An 18,500-nucleotide genomic window follows, 5' to 3' on the forward strand; every position below is an offset into this window, starting at 1 on the left:
TCCATGGCCGCATCCCTGAGCGAACTGTCGACCTATCTCGGCGAAAAACTGATTGGCCGCGTCAATGAAGCGGTGTTCGCCTATGGCGAACTCACCATCCATGTCGAACCGCGCGATCTGATCGAAGTGGTGACTTTCCTGCGTGACGATCCGCGCTGCCAGTTCATCTCGGTCATCGATGTCTGCGGCGCCGACTATCCGTCGCGGGCCAAGCGTTTCGACGTCGTCTATCACCTTTTGTCGCCGAAGCAGAACGTGCGTATCCGCATCAAGGTGCAGGCCGACGAGGAGACGATGGTGCCGTCGATCACCGGCGTCTATCCCGGCGCCGACTGGTTCGAGCGCGAGACCTACGATCTCTATGGAGTGCTGTTTTCGGGCCACCCCGATCTGCGGCGCATCCTCACCGACTACGGTTTCGACGGTCACCCGCTGCGCAAGGATTTCCCGCTGACCGGCTTCGTCGAGGTGCGCTACGACGACGAAGCCAAACGCGTCATCTACGAGCCGGTGGAACTGAAGCAGGAATTCCGCAATTTCGATTTTCTGTCCCCATGGGAAGGCACCGATTACGTGCTGCCAGGGGATGAGAAGGCAAAGCAGTAATGGCCGAAACCTCCGTCCGCAATTTTAACATCAACTTCGGACCTCAACATCCTGCTGCGCATGGTGTTTTGAGGTTGGTTCTGGAGTTGGACGGCGAGGTCGTCGATCGCGTCGATCCGCATATCGGGCTCTTGCATCGCGGCACCGAAAAGCTGATCGAGCACAAAACCTATCTGCAGGCAGTGCCTTATCTCGACCGGCTCGATTATTGCGCGCCGATGAACCAGGAGCATGCCTTCGCACTGGCCGCCGAGCGCCTGCTCGGCATCGAGGTGCCGAAGCGCGGCCAGTTGATCCGCGTGCTCTACTGCGAGATCGGCCGCATCATGTCGCACATCCTCAACGTGACGACGCAGGCGCTCGACGTCGGCGCGCTGACGCCGCCTCTGTGGGGCTTCGTCGAGCGCGAAAAGCTGATGGTGTTCTACGAGCGCGCCTCGGGTTCGCGCATGCATGCCGCCTATTTCCGTCCGGGCGGCGTTCATCAGGACCTGCCGCAGAAGTTGCTCGAGGACATCGGCAAGTGGATCGACCCGTTCCTGAAGTCGATCGACGACCTCGATCAGCTGCTGACCGGCAATCGCATCTTCAAGCAGCGCAATGTCGATATCGGCACGGTTTCGCTGGCCGACGCCTGGGCCTGGGGCTTTTCCGGCGTCATGGTGCGCGGCTCGGGCGCTGCCTGGGACCTGCGCAGATCGCAGCCCTATGAATGCTATTCGGAGCTCGATTTCGATATTCCGATCGGCAAGAACGGCGACTGTTTCGACCGCTACCTCGTGCGCATGGAAGAGATGCGCCAGTCGGCGAAGATCATGCGCCAGTGCATCGATCTCTTGCTCGGCAAGGAAAGCACCGGGCCGGTATCGAACCTCGACGGCAAGGTCGTGCCGCCGAAGCGCCAAGCGATGAAGCGCTCGATGGAAGCGCTGATCCATCATTTCAAGCTCTACACCGAGGGTTACCGCGTGCCGGCCGGCGAGGTCTATGCGGCGGTCGAGGCGCCCAAGGGCGAGTTCGGCGTCTATCTGGTCTCCGACGGCACCAACAAGCCTTATCGCTGCAAGCTGCGCGCGCCCGGTTTCGCGCATCTCCAGGCCATGGATTTTCTGTGCCGCGGTCACATGCTGGCCGACGTCACCGCCGTCCTCGGCTCCCTCGACATCGTGTTTGGTGAGGTCGATCGCTAAATGTCAGTCCGTCGTCTCGCAGAAGCCAGCGTCCAGCCAGCATCCTTCGCCTTCAACCGGGCGAACGCGGCCGCGGCCAAGCAATGGATCAAGAAGTACCCGAAGGGCCGGGAACAGTCTGCGATCATTCCACTGCTGATGCTGGCGCAGGAGCAGGAAGGCTGGGTCACCAAGGCAGCGATCGAGACGATTTCGGACATGCTCGGCATGCCGCGCATCCGCGGGCTCGAGGTCGCGACCTTCTACACGCAGTACCAGCTGAATCCTGTCGGTACGCGGGCGCACATCCAGGTCTGCGGCACCACGCCCTGCATGCTGCGCGGCTCGGAAGCGCTGATGGACGTGTGCCGCTCCAAGATCCACCATGACCAGTTCCACACCAACGACAAGGGGACGCTGTCGTGGGAAGAGGTCGAATGCCTCGGCGCCTGCGTCAACGCGCCGGTGGTCATGATCTTCAAGGACACGTTCGAAGACCTGACGCCGGAACGGTTGGCCGAAATCATAGATCTCTACGATGCGGGCAAGGGCGCCTCGGTGACGCCGGGGCCGCAGAACGGCCGCACCGGCTCGGAGCCGGCCACCGGCCTCACGACGCTGAAAAGCGAGAAGGCGATCCTCAAGTCGACCCGTGACAAGGACGCCATCGAAGCCGCCAAGGCCGCCAAGGCGGCACCCGACGCGATCATCGCGGCGCCGGTGCCAACGCCGGCCGCCACCCCTGTCGCGCCGTCCAATGCCAGCAAGCCGAAAACCGACGCGGCTGAAACCAGCCCGGCGTTGAAAACGCCGTCGCCGGCCAAGGTCGCATCGGCAACGGAAAAAGCGTCGAGCGTCGCAGCCCCCCGCCACTCGGCGACGAACGCCAACAAGGCGGCGCCCGAGGTTGAGAAAGTTTCGAAGCCGCGCAGCGGCCCCCTGAACAAGGCTGAGCCGGCTTCCGCGTTCAAGTCGCCGGAAACCAAGATTCCCGCCAAAACGGCCAAGCCTTCGTTGGAAGACAAGAACCGGCCGGCCGGCATCGCCAGGCCGGCGCTGGTCGATGATCTCAAGCTGATCTCCGGCGTCGGCCCGAGGACCGAGGGCATCCTGCATTCGCTCGGCATCTTCACCTTCGCCCAGGTTGCGTCCTGGAAGAAGGCCGAACGGGAGTGGGTGGACAGCTATCTCGCCTTCCGCGGCCGCATCGAGCGAGACGACTGGGTCAAGCAGGCCAAAGCGCTCGCCAAGGGCGGTGTCGCCGAATATATCCGCGTCTTCGGCAAGAAGCCGGTCTGAGGGACGAACAATGCTTCAGGACAAAGACCGCATCTTCACCAACATTTACGGCCTCTTCGACAAGTCGTTGGCCGGCGCAATGGCGCGAGGCGCCTGGGATAACACGCCCGGCATCGTCGCCAAGGGGCGCGAGTGGATCGTCAACGAGATGAAGGCGTCGGGCCTGCGCGGCCGCGGCGGCGCCGGTTTCCCGACCGGCCTGAAATGGTCGTTCATGCCCAAGCAGAGCGACGGCCGGCCGAGTTATCTCGTCATCAATGCCGACGAATCCGAGCCCGGTACCTGCAAGGACCGCGACATTCTGCGCAACGATCCGCACACGCTGGTCGAAGGCGCCTTGCTCGCCGGCTTCGCCATGGGCGCGGTCGCGGCCTACATCTATGTGCGCGGCGAGTTCATCCGCGAGCGCGAGGCGCTGCAGCGTGCCATCGACGAGGCCTATGAGGCCAAGCTGATCGGCAAGGGCAACACTTCAGGCTACGATTTCGACGTCTATATGCACCATGGCGCCGGGGCTTATATCTGCGGCGAGGAGACGGCGCTGCTCGAAAGCCTCGAGGGAAAGAAGGGCCAGCCCAGGCTGAAGCCCCCATTTCCGGCCAATGTCGGCCTCTATGGCTGCCCGACCACGGTCAACAACGTCGAATCGATCGCGGTGGCGCCGACGATCCTGCGCCGTGGCGCGGCCTGGTTCTCGTCCTTCGGCCGGCCCAACAATGTCGGCACCAAGCTGTTCTGCGTCTCGGGCCACGTCAACAATCCGTGCACCGTCGAAGAGGCGATGTCGATCCCGTTCCGCGAGCTGATCGAGACGCATTGCGGAGGCATCCGTGGCGGCTGGGACAATCTCCTCGCCGTCATTCCTGGCGGCGCTTCGGTGCCGCTGGTGCCGGCCGAGCAGATCATCGATACGCCGATGGATTTCGACGCGCTGCGCGACCTCAAATCCGGCCTCGGCACGGCGGCCGTCATCGTCATGGACAAGTCGACCGATGTCGTGAAAGCCATCGCGCGGCTGTCCTACTTCTACAAGCATGAGAGCTGCGGCCAATGCACGCCCTGCCGTGAAGGCACCGGCTGGATGTGGCGGGTGATGGAGCGTCTGGTGCGTGGTGAGGCGCAGAAGCGCGAGATCGACATGCTGCTCGACGTGACCAAGCAGGTCGAAGGCCACACGATCTGCGCGCTGGGCGACGCGGCCGCTTGGCCGATCCAGGGTCTGATGCGGCACTTCCGCGGCGAGGTGGAGCGGCGCATCGACGAGTTTTCGCGCAACGCGCACCGGGCCGAGCCGGTGCTGGTGGCGGCGGAATAGAGAAGCATTGAATGGGGCGAAAGCCCGAAGCGAGAAGAACGGGGCGGGGCGAACGAAGAAACGACCAGGAGAATTCTATGGCGCCGTATTCGACACCCCACCCGTTGATGCCCAATTTGGACCAGATCGAGAAGATGAACCAGGACCTGATCAGGATGGTGCCGAAGGAGATGGCCGGCGCCGTCAACCTTCTGGCGCACCCTGTCGCGGGCGCGGCGGCGATGTCGGCTCTGGGATTTGGGCTCGCCAACCACGCTTTCGGCGTCTGGTTGGGTGCGCTGTCGGGCGCAGCCGAGGCGTCGCAACGCCTCATGCAGCCGCTCATCGAGGATTTCGAGGCGCGCGTCGAACAATTCGAGGATGCGAGCCTTTCGTCCACCAGAGCGCGGGCGACGGCCAAGACCCTGATCGCCGAGGCGCAGTCCTTCGCGCAGGAAGTCACCGACATTGCCGCCAGGGAGGCCGCCACCACGATGCCGGCAGCACAGGCCGGGCGGTCAGCGGACGAGCTTCCGGATGTGCTGCTGCCGGAGGATTTCAGGCAGCCCAAGGCTGTGGACAGGCCGGCGAAGCCTTCGGATCTCAAGAAGATATCGGGTATCGGCCCGAAGCTGGAGACGGTACTCAACGGGCTCGGCATCTGGACGTTCCGCCAGATCGCAGACTGGTCGCCCGAAGAGATCGCCTGGGTCGACGACTACCTGTCGTTCAACGGCCGCATCGTGCGTGACGACTGGATTGCCCAAGCGGCTGTACTGGCCGCGAAGAAGTGAATGAAATGCCGGGCGCCGCGTCTGTCGCGTCCGGAAAATGAGATTGCGGGAAATCCGCAGAGGTTTGAGGCGAATGGCAAAGCTCAAGGTCGACGGGAAAGAGATCACTGTACCCGACCATTACACGCTGCTTCAGGCGGCAGAGGACGCGGGCGCGGAAGTGCCGCGCTTCTGCTTCCACGAGCGGTTGTCGATCGCCGGCAATTGCCGCATGTGCCTGATTGAGGTGAAGGGCGGGCCGCCCAAGCCGCAAGCATCCTGCGCCATGGGCGTGCGCGACCTGCGCCCCGGTCCGAACGGCGAAGCGCCGGAAATCTTCACCAACACCCCGATGGTCAAGAAGGCCAGGGAAGGCGTGATGGAATTCCTGCTGATCAACCATCCGCTGGATTGCCCGATCTGCGACCAGGGCGGCGAATGCGACCTGCAGGACCAGGCGATGGCCTTCGGCGTCGATTCCTCGCGCTATCACGAGAACAAGCGCGCGGTCGAAGACAAGTATATCGGCCCGCTGGTCAAGACGGTGATGAACCGCTGCATCCACTGCACGCGCTGCGTTCGCTTCACCACCGAGGTTGCCGGCATTTCCGAACTCGGCCTGATCGGCCGCGGCGAGGATGCCGAGATCACCACCTATCTCGAGCAGGCGATGACCTCGGAGCTGCAGGGCAACGTCATCGACCTATGCCCCGTCGGCGCGCTGACCTCCAAGCCTTTCGCCTTCCAGGCACGGCCGTGGGAGCTGACCAAGACCGAATCCATCGACGTCATGGATGCGGTCGGCTCGGCGATCCGCGTCGACAGCCGCGGCCGCGAGGTGATGCGCATCCTGCCGCGCGTCAACGAGGCGGTGAACGAGGAATGGATCTCCGACAAAACCCGTTTCATCTGGGACGGCCTGCGCACGCAGCGCCTCGACCGGCCTTATGTGCGCAAGGACGGCAAGCTGGCCCCGGCGAGCTGGGCCGAGGCCTTCGCGGCAATCAAGGACGCCGTGTCGAAGACTACGCCCGAGAAGATCGGCGCCATAGCGGGCGATCTTGCCGCGGTCGAGGAAATCTACGCGCTGAAGCTCCTGATGGCCGCACTCGGTTCGAAGAACATGGATTGCCGCCAGGACGGCGCCGCGCTCGACCCGTCGCTTGGCCGGGCAAGCTACATTTTCAACCCCACCATCGAAGGCATCGAACAGGCGGACGCGGTGCTGATCATCGGCGCCAATCCACGCTTCGAAGCCTCGGTGCTCAACGCCCGCATCCGCAAACGCTGGCGGGTCAGCAATCTGCCGGTCGGCGTCATCGGCGATGTCGGGGATACACGCTATGACTATGAACTGCTGGGTGCAGGACCGGAATCGCTCAAGGATCTGGCCGACGGCAATGGCAAGTTCTTCCAGGTGCTGAAGAAAGCCGCGCATCCGCTCATCATCGTCGGCCAGGGCGCGCTGGCGCGCCCTGATGGCGCGGCCGTGCTCGGCCAGGCAGCGAAGCTCGCCATGGCCGTGAACGCCGCGCGCGCGGACTGGAACGGCTTTGCCGTGCTGCACAATGCGGCTGGACGCGTCGGCGGCCTCGACCTTGGCTTCGTGCCGCGCGAGGGCGGCAGGAACGTCGCCGGCATGCTGGGCGAGACGGACGTGCTGTTCCTGCTCGGCGCCGACGAGATCGACATGGCAAAGACCGGCGGCGCTTTCGTCGTCTATGTCGGCACCCATGGCGACGCCGGCGCGCACCGCGCCAACGTCATCCTGCCGGGCGCCGCCTATACCGAGAAATCGGGCACTTACGTCAACACGGAAGGGCGCGTGCAGCAGACCAACCGCGCCGGCTTCGCGCCGGGCGACGCGCGCGAGGATTGGGCCATCGTCAGGGCATTGTCGGATGTACTGGGGAAGAAATTGCCGTTCGATTCGCTGCCGCAGCTACGCGCTAAACTCTACGGCGAATACCCGCATCTTGCCCGCATCGACCAGGTTGCTACGGGCAATGCCGAGGATATCGCCAATGTGGCGAAGCTCGGCGGACGGCTAAACAAGGGCACGTTCACGTCGCCGGTCCAGGACTTCTACCTGACCAACCCGATCGCGCGGGCCTCTGCCGTGATGGCGGAATGCTCTGCGCTGGCCAAGAGCGGCTTCAAGCAGGCGGCGGAATAAGCATGGACACCTTCTTCTCCTTTTACGTGCTGCCGGCGCTGATCATCGTGTTGAAGTCGGTCGTGCTGATCGTCGTGCTTCTGATCGCCGTCGCCTATCTGCTCTATGCCGACCGCAAGATCTGGGCGGCCGTGCAACTTCGCCGCGGTCCGAACGTCGTCGGCCCCTGGGGCACGCTGCAGGCCTTTGCCGATCTGTTGAAGTTTGTCTTCAAGGAGCCGGTGATCCCGTCCGGCGCCAACAAGGGCGTGTTCCTTTTGGCGCCCCTGGTATCGGCGGTTCTGGCGATCTCGGCCTGGGCGGTCATTCCGGTCAGCCAGGGCTGGGCCGTCGCCAACGTCAATGTCGGTATCCTCTATGTCTTCGCCATCTCCTCGCTCGAGGTCTATGGCGTGATCATGGGCGGCTGGGCGTCCAATTCGAAATATCCGTTCCTCGGGGCGCTGCGTTCGGCCGCACAAATGGTGTCCTACGAGGTCTCGATCGGCTTCGTCATCGTCACCGTGCTGCTTTGCGTCGGCTCGCTCAACCTGTCCGACATCGTGCTGTCGCAGCAGGATGGGCTCGGCACCAAGCTCGGCCTGCCCAACACCTTCCTCGACTGGCACTGGTTGTCGCTGTTGCCGATGTTCGTCATCTTCTTCATCTCGGCCCTGGCCGAGACGAATCGCCCGCCTTTCGACCTCGTCGAAGCCGAATCGGAACTCGTCGCCGGCCACATGGTCGAATATTCGTCGACGCCGTTCCTGCTGTTCTTCCTCGGCGAATATGTCGCCGTCGTGCTGATGTGCGCGCTGGCCACCATCCTGTTCCTCGGAGGCTGGCTGCCGCCGTTCAACTTCGCGCCCTTCACCTGGGTGCCGGGGGTGATCTGGTTCGTGCTCAAGATCTGCCTGATGTTCTTCATGTTCTCCATGGTGAAGGCGTTCGTGCCGCGTTACCGCTACGACCAACTGATGCGGCTTGGCTGGAAGGTGTTCCTGCCGATCTCGCTGTTCATGGTGGTGCTGACCGCCGCCTTTCTCAAGATCACGGGGTTTGCGTGATGTCCGCTCTGTCCCAGGCCGCCAAATCGCTGCTGCTGAAGGATTTCGTCGGCGCCTTCTTCTTGTCGATGCGCCAGTTCTTCGCGCCGAAGGAGACGATCAACTATCCGCACGAGAAAGGACCGGTGAGCCCGCGCTTCCGCGGCGAGCATGCACTGCGCCGTTATCCCAATGGCGAGGAACGCTGCATCGCCTGCAAATTGTGCGAGGCGATCTGCCCGGCGCAGGCCATCACCATCGAGGCCGGCCCGCGCCGCAATGACGGCACGCGCCGCACGGTGCGCTACGACATCGACATGGTGAAATGCATCTATTGCGGCTTTTGCCAGGAAGCCTGCCCGGTCGACGCCATCGTCGAGGGGCCGAATTTCGAATTCGCGACCGAGACGCGCGAGGAACTCTACTACGACAAGGACAGGCTGCTGGCGAATGGCGACCGGTGGGAGCGCGAACTGGCGCGCAACATCTCGCTGGACGCACCGTACCGCTGATATCGCATGGACAGGGGCGAGGGCCCTTGTCCGGGGATGGCCCGAGGCATTTCAGGCAAAGTCATCCCTCAGGACTTCAGAGTTGCCCATGTTTCTTTGCGCCGGGTCTTTCAACCCGGTTGGAACATGGGCTAGGACAACGCGGCTTCGCACCGGAGGCGGAACGAAGCCACAGACAACAAACAGGACGAACGTCCTGTTTGGACAGGAACCCGGGGGAACCCCAATGCTGAGTGGACTAGAGGCGGCCTTTTTCTACCTCTTCGCCTTTGTCGCCGTGGCGTCGGCGTTCATGGTGATTTCGTCGCGCAACCCCGTGCATTCGGTGCTGTTCCTGATCCTGACCTTCTTCAACGCCGCCGGCCTGTTCATGCTGACAGGCGCCGAGTTCCTGGCGATGATCCTGCTCGTCGTCTATGTCGGCGCGGTCATGGTGCTGTTCCTGTTCGTCGTCATGATGCTCGACGTCGATTTCGCCGAGATGAAGGAAGGCGCCCTGCAATATGCGCCGATCGGCGCGCTGGTCGGACTGATCCTGGCGGCGGAACTGATCGTGGTGCTCGGCGGCTATACATTCGCGCCGCAGCTCGCCTCGACGGTATCGAAGCCGATTCCCGATCTCGCGGCGCGCTCGAATACGGCAGCGCTGGGCGACATTCTCTATACGGACTACCTCTACTACTTCCAGATCTCGGGCCTCGTGCTGCTGGTGGCCATGATCGGCGCCATCGTTTTGACGCTACGTCACAAGGAAGGGGTCAAGCGGCAGTCGATCGCGGCCCAGGTCGCCCGCACTGCGGCGACGGGCATGGAAATCCGCAAGGTCAAGTCGGGCGAAGGAGTCTGAGATGGTCGTCGGCATCGCACATTATCTGACGGTATCGGCGATCCTGTTCACGCTCGGCGTGTTCGGCATCTTCCTGAACCGCAAGAACGTGATCGTCATCCTGATGTCGGTCGAGTTGATCCTGCTTGCGGTCAACATCAATTTCGTCGCCTTTTCGGCGGCTCTCGGCGACCTGGTCGGCCAGGTGTTCGCGCTGTTCGTGCTGACGGTCGCGGCGGCGGAGGCCGCCATCGGACTTGCCATTCTCGTCGTCTTCTTCCGCAACCGCGGCTCGATCGCGGTCGAAGACGTGAATATGATGAAGGGTTGACGGAACCACCATGTACCAGGCCATCGTCTTCCTTCCGCTGCTCGGCTTCCTGATCGTCGGCCTGTTCGGCACGTCGCTCGGCGCCAAGGCGTCCGAATACATCACCTCCGGCTTCCTGGTGATCGCGGCCGCGCTGTCATGGGTTGCTTTCTTCACCGTCGGTTTCGGGCATGGCGAGGTGTTCACCGTGCCGGTGCTGCGCTGGATCCAGTCCGGCGGCCTGGAGGCGTCCTGGGCGCTCAGGATCGATACGCTGACGGTAGTCATGCTCGTGGTGGTCAACACCGTGTCGGCGCTGGTCCATATCTACTCGATCGGCTACATGCACCACGATCCGAACCGGCCGCGTTTCTTCGCCTATCTGTCGCTGTTCACCTTCGCCATGCTGATGTTGGTGACGGCCGACAACCTCGTGCAGATGTTCTTCGGTTGGGAAGGGGTGGGCCTGGCGTCCTACCTGCTGATCGGTTTCTGGTACAAGAAGCCCTCGGCCAACGCCGCGGCCATCAAGGCCTTCGTCGTCAACCGCGTCGGCGATTTCGGCTTCGCCCTCGGCATCTTCGGCGTGTTCGTGCTGTTCGGCTCGGTCAATCTCGGCACCATCTTCGCCAATGCGGCGACGTTCATCCCGGCTGAAGGCGCCCCGCAGGGCGCGGCGGTGCTGACCTTCCTCGGCCATGCGCTGGACAAGCAGGCGGCGATGACGATCGTCTGCCTGCTGCTGTTCATGGGCGCCATGGGCAAGTCGGCGCAGGTGCCGCTGCACACCTGGCTGCCGGATGCCATGGAAGGCCCGACGCCGGTCTCGGCGCTCATCCATGCCGCCACCATGGTGACGGCCGGCGTGTTCATGCTGGCGCGGCTGTCGCCGCTGTTCGAGCTGTCGCATTCGGCGCTGACGGTGGTGACCTTCATCGGCGCCTTCACCGCCTTCTTCGCGGCGACCGTCGGCCTCGTCCAGAACGACATCAAGCGCGTCATCGCCTATTCGACCTGCTCGCAACTTGGCTACATGTTCGTGGCGCTCGGCGTCGGCGCCTATGGCGCGGCGATCTTCCACCTGTTCACGCATGCCTTCTTCAAGGCGCTGCTGTTCCTCGGCTCGGGGTCGGTCATCCACGCGGTTTCCGACGAGCAGGACATGCGCAAGATGGGCGGACTGAGGACGCTGATCCCGACCACTTATTGGATGATGGTAATCGGCACGCTGGCGCTGACCGGCGTCGGCATTCCGGTCACCGTGATCGGTACCGCCGGGTTCTTCTCCAAGGACGCCATCATCGAGACGGCCTTTGCCGGGCATAATTCCGTGGCAGGCCTCGCCTTCGTGCTTTTGGTGATCGCCGCCGGCTTCACCTCCTTCTATTCCTGGCGGCTGATCTTCATGACCTTCCACGGCAGGCCGCGGGCGAGCCATGAGGTGATGCACCATGTCCATGAATCGCCGCCGGTGATGCTGGTGCCGTTGTTCGTCCTGGCTGCGGGCGCGCTGTTTGCCGGCATCATCTTCCACGGTGCCTTCATCGGCGAAGGCTATGCCGAATTCTGGAAGGCGTCGCTGTTCACGCTGCCGGACAACCACATCCTGCATGACATCCACGAACTGCCGCTGTGGGTGGAACTGTCGCCGTTCATCGCCATGCTGATCGGCCTGGCGCTGGCGTGGAAGTTCTATATCCGCTCGCCGGAAATGCCGGTCAACCTGGCCGCCCAGCATCGCGGGCTCTATGCCTTCCTGCTCAACAAATGGTATTTCGACGAGCTCTATGACTTCCTGTTCGTGCGGCCGGCCAAACGCCTCGGTTCCTTCCTGTGGAAGACCGGCGACGGCACCGTCATCGACGGTCTCGGGCCTGACGGCATTTCGGCACGCGTCGTCGATGTCACCAACCGCGTCGTCAAGCTGCAGACCGGCTATCTCTATCACTATGCCTTCGCCATGCTGATCGGCGTTGCCGCATTCGTCACCTGGATGATGCTCTGATGACCGCTTGGCCAATTCTGTCGCTGGTCACCTTCCTGCCGCTGGTTGGTGTGCTGCTCATCCTGTTCATCAACGACGACAGCGAAAACGCACGCCGCAACATCCGCGCCATCGCGCTGCTGACGACGACGTTCACCTTCATCGTCTCGCTGTTCATCTGGACCGGCTTCGACAATTCGCAAGCCGGCTTCCAGTTCGTCGAGAAGGTCGCCTGGCTCGATTCCGGTATCTCCTACCATATGGGCGTGGACGGCATTTCGATGCTGTTCGTCATCCTGACGACATTCCTGATGCCGCTCTGCATCCTGGCGTCGTGGGAAGCGATCGAGAAGCGCGTCAAGGCCTATATGATCGCCTTCCTGCTGCTCGAGACGCTGATGATCGGCGTGTTCTGCGCGCTCGACATCGTGCTGTTCTACGTCTTCTTCGAAGCCGGCCTGATCCCGATGTTCATCATCATCGGCGTCTGGGGCGGCAAGCGGCGTGTCTATGCCTCCTTCAAGTTCTTCCTCTACACGCTGGCCGGCTCGGTGCTGATGCTGCTCGCCATCATGGCGATGTTCTACCAGTCCGGCACGACCGATATCCCGACGCTGTTGACGCACAATTTCCCCGCCAACATGCAGACATGGCTGTGGCTCGCCTTCTTCGCCTCCTTCGCCGTGAAGATGCCGATGTGGCCGGTGCACACCTGGCTGCCGGACGCGCATGTCGAGGCGCCGACGGCCGGTTCGGTGATCCTGGCCGCCATTCTGCTGAAGATGGGCGGATACGGCTTCCTGCGGTTCTCCTTGCCGATGTTCCCGCTGGCATCCGAGATGTTCGCGCCGCTGGTCTTCGCGCTTTCGGTCGTCGCCATCATCTACACCTCGCTGGTGGCGCTGATGCAGGAGGACATGAAGAAGCTGATCGCCTATTCGTCGGTCGCCCATATGGGCTTCGTGACCATGGGCATCTTCGCCATGAACCAGGAGGGCGTGCAGGGCGCGATCTTCCAGATGCTCAGCCACGGCCTGGTCTCGGGCGCGCTGTTCCTGTGCGTGGGCGTCATCTATGACCGCATGCACACGCGTGAGATCGCCGCCTATGGCGGCCTGGTCAACAACATGCCGAAATACGCCACCGTGTTCCTGATCTTCACCATGGCCAATGTCGGCCTGCCGGGCACGTCAGGCTTCGTCGGCGAGTTCCTGACCATGCTCGGCGTGTTCCGGGTCAACACCTGGGTGGCGTTCTTCGCCGCCACAGGCGTCATCCTGTCGGCGGCCTACGCGCTCTGGCTCTACCGCCGGGTGATCTTCGGCGCGCTGACCAAGGACAGCCTGAAGGGCCTGCTCGACCTGTCGACACGCGAGAAGGCGATCATCTATCCGCTGGTCGTGCTGGTCATCTTCTTCGGCGTCTATCCCGCTCCCGTCTTCGACGCGACGGCCCAGTCGGTCAAGTCGCTCGTCACCAATGTCACCGCATCCATCGGCGCCGCGCAGACCGCGGCGGCGAACTGACCCAGGGGTTTTGCGAACCATGACGCCGGACCTTCTCTCCAGCCTGTCGCTCTCGACGCCCGAGCTGATCCTTGCCATCGGCGCGCTCGCGCTGCTGATGGTCGGGGCCTACTCGCGCGCCAACACCGCCAACACCGTGACCGGCCTTGCCGTCGCCGTGCTGGTGATATCGGGCGCCTGGCTGATCTTCTCCACCGGGCAGGGCAGCGCCTATGGCAATGCCTTCATCCAGGATTCCTTCGCCCGCTTCATGAAGCTGCTGGCGCTGGTGGGCTCGGCGGTGACGTTGATCATGTCGATGCGCTTTGCCAAGGCGGAGCGGTTCGACAAGTTCGAATATCCGGTGCTGATCCTTTTGTGCACGCTCGGCATGATGCTGATGATCTCGGCCAACGGCATGATCGGGCTCTATCTCGGCCTCGAGCTGCAGTCGCTGGCGATCTATGTCTTGTGCGCGATCAACCGCGAGAACCTGCGCTCGACCGAGGCGGGCCTGAAGTACTTCGTCCTCGGCGCGCTGTCGTCGGGCATGCTGCTCTACGGTATCAGCCTGGTGTATGGCTATACCGGCAACACCGGCTTCCAGGAGATCGCGACGGCGCTGGGCGGCGGTGAGCGCCAGCTTGGCCTCGTCTTCGGCCTGGTCTTTGTGCTGGCCGGCCTCGCTTTCAAGATCTCGGCGGTGCCGTTCCACATGTGGACGCCCGACGTCTATGAGGGCGCGCCGACACCGGTGACGGCCTTCCTGGCGGCGGCACCCAAGATGGCGGCTATGGCGCTGATCGTGCGCGTCACCATGGGCGCGTTCAAGCCGATCGCTTCCGATTGGCAGCAGATCATCGTCTTCATCTCGATCGCTTCGATGGCGCTCGGCTCTTTCGCGGCGATCGGCCAGACCAACATCAAGCGCCTGATGGCCTATTCCTCGATCGGCCATATGGGCTACGCGCTGGTTGGCCTTGCCGCCAACAGCCAGGCCGGCGTGCGCGGCGTCGCAATCTACATGCTGATCTATCTGGTGATGACGCTCGGCACCTTCGCCTTCATCCTCGCCATGCGGCGCAAGGAAGGCAATGTCGAGCAGATCAGCGACCTGGCAGGCCTGTCCTCGACCAACCCGATCATGGCGACGATCCTGACCATCCTGATGTTCTCGCTGGCCGGCATCCCGCCGCTCGCCGGCTTCTGGGGGAAGTGGTACGTCTTTCTCGCCGCCATCAATGCCAACCTCTACGCGCTGGCGATCATCGGCGTGCTGGCCTCGGTAGTGGGCGCCTATTATTACCTGCGCATCATCAAGATCATGTGGTTCGACGAACCGGTCGGCGGCTTCGTGCCGATGGCCAGTGAATTGCGCCTCGTACTCGGTGTCTCCGGCGCTTTCGTGCTGTTTTATGTGCTGATCGGCGGGCCGATCGGCACCTATGCCGAAGCCGCCGCCAAGACATTTTTCTGACGGGATGGCATTTCGGCTGGCTCCTACCTCGGCGTCGGAAGGGTTCCGGCTGGAGGCGCATGACAGTGTCGGCTCCACCAATGCGCTGGCGCTGGATCATGCCCGGGCCGGCGACCCCGGTAGATTGTGGGTCGTTTCCAAGAAACAGGAAAGCGGGCGCGGGCGGCGCGGCCGCGTCTGGGCGACACCCGAGGGCAATCTGGCGGCGACGCTGCTCGTCCTCACCGGGGGCGAGCTTCGACTCGCCGCGACGCTCGGTTTCGTCGCCGGCCTGGCGCTGGCCGATGCACTCGACGCCGTGGTGCCGAAGGGCCGGATCGCCATCGGCCTCGACGGCGGCAGTGAAGGCAAGAACCGTTTCGAGCTGAAATGGCCGAACGACGTGCTCGCGTCCGGCGCCAAGCTCGCCGGTATCTTGCTGGAATCGGCCATGCTGGACGGCGGCCGTTTCGCGGTGGCGGTCGGCATCGGCGTCAATGTTGTGGCATACCCTGAGGATTTACCGTATCCCGCGACGTCGCTTCACGCATTGGGTGCGGCATGCGATGCCGAAACGCTGTTCCTGGCGCTGTCGGATGCCTGGAGCGAGAACGCCCGCCTGTGGGACGACGGGCGCGGACTTGCCGCCGTCAGGCGACGCTGGCTGGCACGCGCGGCAGGGCTTGGCGGCGAGGTTGCTGTCAGAATTGACGGTAATGTGGTGCGCGGGGTGTTCGAGACCATTGACGAGGACTGCCGTTTCGTGATCCGCGACGATGAGGGCTCGGTTTTGACGATCGCCGCCGGCGATGTGCATTTCGGCGCGGTCGCATCCGCCCGGGCATAGTTTTGTTTTTGCGCAATTCCAGACGGAAAACCGTTACAGACTTTTCGCGGAATTGCTTCAATGGCTTGGCCTGAGGGCCAGGAAGGAAAAAATCATGGCGAAAGCGGAAAACGCCGAACTCGTCTTCGTGCCGCTGGGCGGCGTCGGCGAGATCGGTATGAACTTCGCTCTCTACGGCTATGGCCCGCCGAGCGCGCGCGAGTGGATCGTCATCGATGTCGGCGTCACCTTTCCCGACGCGGCGCATCCGGGCGTCGACCTGATCCTGCCCGACACGCGCTTCATCGAGGAGAACATCGCCAACCTGCGCGGCATCGTGATCACCCACGCGCATGAGGACCACTATGGCGCGCTGCTCGATATCTGGCCGAGGCTCAAGGCGCCGGTGTGGATGACGCCGTTCAGCGCCGGGCTGCTGGAAGCCAAGCGCCAGGGCGAGCAGGGCGCGCCGAAGATCCCGCTGACCATCTACCGCGCGGGCGAAAAATTCACCGTCGGCCCGTTCGAGATCGAGGCGATCCCGGTCGCGCATTCGATTCCCGAACCGATGTCGCTGGCCATCACTTCGCCGGCAGGCACCGTCATCCACACCGGTGACTGGAAGATCGACCCGGCGCCGACGATCGGACCCAAGACCGACGAAGCGCGGTTCCGCGCCTATGGCGACAAGGGCGTGCTGGCGCTGGTCTGCGATTCGACCAATGCGATGCGCGAAGGCGAATCGCCATCGGAAGTCGCGGTCGGCGAGGGGCTGAAAGGGGTTATCCAGGCCGCCAAGGGCCGCGTCGCCGTCACCACCTTCTCCTCCAATGTCGGCCGGATCGTTTCCATCGCCAAGGCCGCGCGAGATGCCGGCCGCCAGTGCCTGGTACTCGGCCGCTCGTTGAAGCGCGTCATCGATGTCGCCGGCGAACTCGGTTACATGGACGGTCTGCCGGAGTTCATCGCCGAGGAGGATTTTGGCTTCATTCCGCGTGAAAATCTGGTCGTCATCTGTACCGGCAGCCAGGGCGAGCCGCTGGCAGCCCTTGCCAAGCTTTCTCGCGACGAGATGAAGTCGGTGTCGCTGACCGCCGGCGACACGGTGGTGTTTTCCTCGCGCACAATTCCCGGCAACGAGAAGGCGATCCTCGAAATCAAGAACCGCCTGGTCGATCTCGGCATCAAGATCATCGAGGACGGCGATGCGCTGGTGCATGTCTCCGGCCACCCGCGGCGCAGTGAATTGCGCAAGATGTATGAATGGGTACGGCCGCAGATCGGCGTCCCCGTGCATGGCGAGGCCGCGCATCTGGTGGCGCAGGGCTCGCTGATGTCGACGTCGGGCATCGGCCAGGTGGCGCAGGTGCGCGACGGCGACATGCTGCGGCTCGCTCCCGGCCCTGCCACGATCATCGACCAGGTGCCGTTCGGCCGCATCTACAAGGACGGCAGGTTGATCGGCACCGACCAGGCGATGGGCATTCGCGACCGTCGCAAACTGTCCTTTGCCGGCCATGTCGCGGTCAATGTGGTGCTGGACGAGAAGTATGAGCTCGCCGGCGATCCCGATCTGGTCGCAATCGGCGTTGCAGAGGCCGATGCCAGGGGCGAGACGCTGGAGGACCTGATGATCGATGCGGCAATCGGCGCGGTGGACTCCATCCCCCGTCAGCGCCGAAAAGACCTCGACCTGGTGCAGGAGGCGGTACGCCGTGCCGTACGCGGCGCCGCCAACGAAGCCTGGGGCAAGAAACCGCTGGTGACTGTATTCGTCACGCGGTGACGAATAGGGGAATGATGCAGTAGGGGAGTAGGGAGAATGAGCCGTTGCTTTTCTTCTGTCTTGTTTCCCTACTGCCTTACTCCCCTAAAGCGGAGCGCTCTATGCTTGGACGCCTGAATCATGTCGCGCTCGCGGTGCCGGATCTGGCCGCGGCTGTCGCTTCCTATCGCGACACGTTAGGCGCCGAAGTGAGCGAACCGCAGGCGCTGCCGGGGCATGGCGTCACCGTGGTGTTCGTCAATGTCGGCAACACCAAGATCGAGTTGCTGGAGCCGCTCGGCGAGGGTTCGCCGATCGCGGCTTTCCTCGAGAAGAACCCGTCGGGCGGCATGCACCATCTTTGCTACGAGGTCGACGACATTCTTGCCGCGCGCGACCGGCTCCAGGCGGCCGGCGCCCGGGTGCTGGGCGACGGCAAGCCGAAGACAGGCGCGCATGGCAAGCCTGTGCTGTTCCTGCATCCGAAGGATTTCTTCGGCACGCTGATCGAACTGGAGCAATCATGAGCTGGGTTTCGTTCACCGCACTGTTCTTCGCGACCTGGTGGGTGGTGCTGTTTGCCGTTCTGCCGTTCAGCGTCAGGACGCAGGATGACGATCGTGACGTGACGCTGGGCACGGTGCCGAGCGCGCCGCGCGGACCGCATATGCTGCGTGCGGTGATCCGCACCACCGTCGCCACGGCGGTGCTCATGGGCATTTTCTACGGCCTGACGCACGGGCTGGGATACAGCCTCAACGACATCCCGCACATCGTGCCGGAATTCGGCCAGGCCACGGCAAAATAGCAGCATTCAAACCGGGCTTTTGCGCTTCGGGCGAGGCCGCGCCGCCATTCGGCGCCGGCGCATGCGTTCAGGCTTCAAAAGTCATGACGCGGGGGTAAGGTGGTTTGGCAACGCATTGCGCTAAGCAGATGATTGCACAAAAAAAATGCAAGGCACAAGGCCTTGC

General features: G+C 63.3%; 17 protein-coding genes. All 17 read left to right on the plus strand.

Annotated elements, in window-relative coordinates; all coding sequences use genetic code 11:
• Positions 1-3: 3 nt before the first annotated feature.
• The 17 genes from LB566_RS23615 (at position 4) to LB566_RS23695 (ending at position 18,334) form a co-directional block, all read left to right on the plus strand.
• Entirely contained in the window at positions 4-606 is a 603-nt protein-coding gene (locus LB566_RS23615) for an NADH-quinone oxidoreductase subunit C (protein ID WP_140495577.1), read from the plus strand.
• Positions 606-1,796 carry an NADH-quinone oxidoreductase subunit D gene (locus tag LB566_RS23620; RefSeq protein WP_140553626.1) on the plus strand — a complete coding sequence of 397 codons (1,191 nt, stop codon included), beginning with the start codon at positions 606-608 and terminating at the stop codon, positions 1,794-1,796. Before LB566_RS23615 ends, LB566_RS23620 begins: the two co-directional genes overlap by 1 nt.
• Positions 1,797-3,074, plus strand: a complete 1,278-nt coding sequence (locus LB566_RS23625; protein ID WP_224627738.1) for an NADH-quinone oxidoreductase subunit E — start codon at positions 1,797-1,799, stop codon at positions 3,072-3,074. It begins immediately after the preceding gene.
• A gap of 10 nt (positions 3,075-3,084) precedes the next feature.
• Entirely contained in the window at positions 3,085-4,389 is a 1,305-nt protein-coding gene (nuoF, locus tag LB566_RS23630) for an NADH-quinone oxidoreductase subunit NuoF (RefSeq protein ID WP_140521143.1), read from the plus strand.
• Between the two features lie 77 nt (positions 4,390-4,466).
• The gene (locus LB566_RS23635; RefSeq protein ID WP_224627741.1) at positions 4,467-5,162 is read left to right on the plus strand and encodes an NADH-ubiquinone dehydrogenase; all 696 of its coding nucleotides are present in this window, start codon (positions 4,467-4,469) and stop codon (positions 5,160-5,162) included.
• A 73-nt stretch (positions 5,163-5,235) separates the two neighbouring features.
• Positions 5,236-7,317 (plus strand): NADH-quinone oxidoreductase subunit NuoG, encoded by a 2,082-nt coding sequence (nuoG, locus tag LB566_RS23640; RefSeq protein WP_140553631.1) that lies wholly within the window; start codon positions 5,236-5,238, stop codon positions 7,315-7,317.
• A gap of 2 nt (positions 7,318-7,319) precedes the next feature.
• Entirely contained in the window at positions 7,320-8,363 is a 1,044-nt protein-coding gene (gene nuoH, locus LB566_RS23645) for an NADH-quinone oxidoreductase subunit NuoH (RefSeq protein WP_224627743.1), read from the plus strand.
• A complete protein-coding gene (nuoI, locus tag LB566_RS23650) occupies positions 8,363-8,854 on the plus strand; it encodes an NADH-quinone oxidoreductase subunit NuoI (protein ID WP_140553634.1) in 492 nt (163 codons plus the stop codon). The genes nuoH and nuoI overlap by 1 nt, the downstream gene beginning before the upstream one ends.
• 226 nt (positions 8,855-9,080) lie before the next feature.
• Positions 9,081-9,701, plus strand: a complete 621-nt coding sequence (locus tag LB566_RS23655) for an NADH-quinone oxidoreductase subunit J (RefSeq protein ID WP_140495585.1) — start codon at positions 9,081-9,083, stop codon at positions 9,699-9,701.
• A gap of 1 nt (position 9,702) precedes the next feature.
• On the plus strand, positions 9,703-10,011 hold the full coding sequence (gene nuoK, locus LB566_RS23660; protein ID WP_019858930.1) for an NADH-quinone oxidoreductase subunit NuoK: 309 nt from the start codon (positions 9,703-9,705) through the stop codon (positions 10,009-10,011).
• A 10-nt stretch (positions 10,012-10,021) separates the two neighbouring features.
• Complete coding sequence (gene nuoL / locus LB566_RS23665; protein ID WP_224627745.1) at positions 10,022-11,995, plus strand: NADH-quinone oxidoreductase subunit L; 1,974 nt, start codon at positions 10,022-10,024, stop codon at positions 11,993-11,995.
• Complete coding sequence (locus LB566_RS23670; protein ID WP_140495587.1) at positions 11,995-13,500, plus strand: NADH-quinone oxidoreductase subunit M; 1,506 nt, start codon at positions 11,995-11,997, stop codon at positions 13,498-13,500. The genes nuoL and LB566_RS23670 overlap by 1 nt, the downstream gene beginning before the upstream one ends.
• 19 nt (positions 13,501-13,519) lie before the next feature.
• Positions 13,520-14,956: an NADH-quinone oxidoreductase subunit NuoN gene (gene nuoN, locus LB566_RS23675; protein ID WP_140553638.1), complete on the plus strand. Its 1,437-nt coding sequence runs from the start codon at positions 13,520-13,522 to the stop codon at positions 14,954-14,956.
• Between the two features lie 4 nt (positions 14,957-14,960).
• Positions 14,961-15,782 carry a biotin--[acetyl-CoA-carboxylase] ligase gene (locus LB566_RS23680; protein WP_140553640.1) on the plus strand — a complete coding sequence of 274 codons (822 nt, stop codon included), beginning with the start codon at positions 14,961-14,963 and terminating at the stop codon, positions 15,780-15,782.
• A 94-nt stretch (positions 15,783-15,876) separates the two neighbouring features.
• Positions 15,877-17,547, plus strand: coding sequence for a ribonuclease J (locus LB566_RS23685; RefSeq protein WP_140495590.1), 1,671 nt, complete (start codon positions 15,877-15,879; stop codon positions 17,545-17,547).
• 101 nt (positions 17,548-17,648) lie between these two features.
• Complete coding sequence (mce, locus tag LB566_RS23690; RefSeq protein ID WP_224627754.1) at positions 17,649-18,053, plus strand: methylmalonyl-CoA epimerase; 405 nt, start codon at positions 17,649-17,651, stop codon at positions 18,051-18,053.
• Positions 18,050-18,334, plus strand: a complete 285-nt coding sequence (locus tag LB566_RS23695; protein WP_140495592.1) for a DUF1467 family protein — start codon at positions 18,050-18,052, stop codon at positions 18,332-18,334. Before mce ends, LB566_RS23695 begins: the two co-directional genes overlap by 4 nt.
• Positions 18,335-18,500 lie beyond the last annotated feature (166 nt).

The sequence above is a fragment of the Mesorhizobium sp. CA13 genome, assembly GCF_020165235.1.
In the GTDB taxonomy this organism is placed as follows: Bacteria; Pseudomonadota; Alphaproteobacteria; order Rhizobiales; family Rhizobiaceae; genus Mesorhizobium.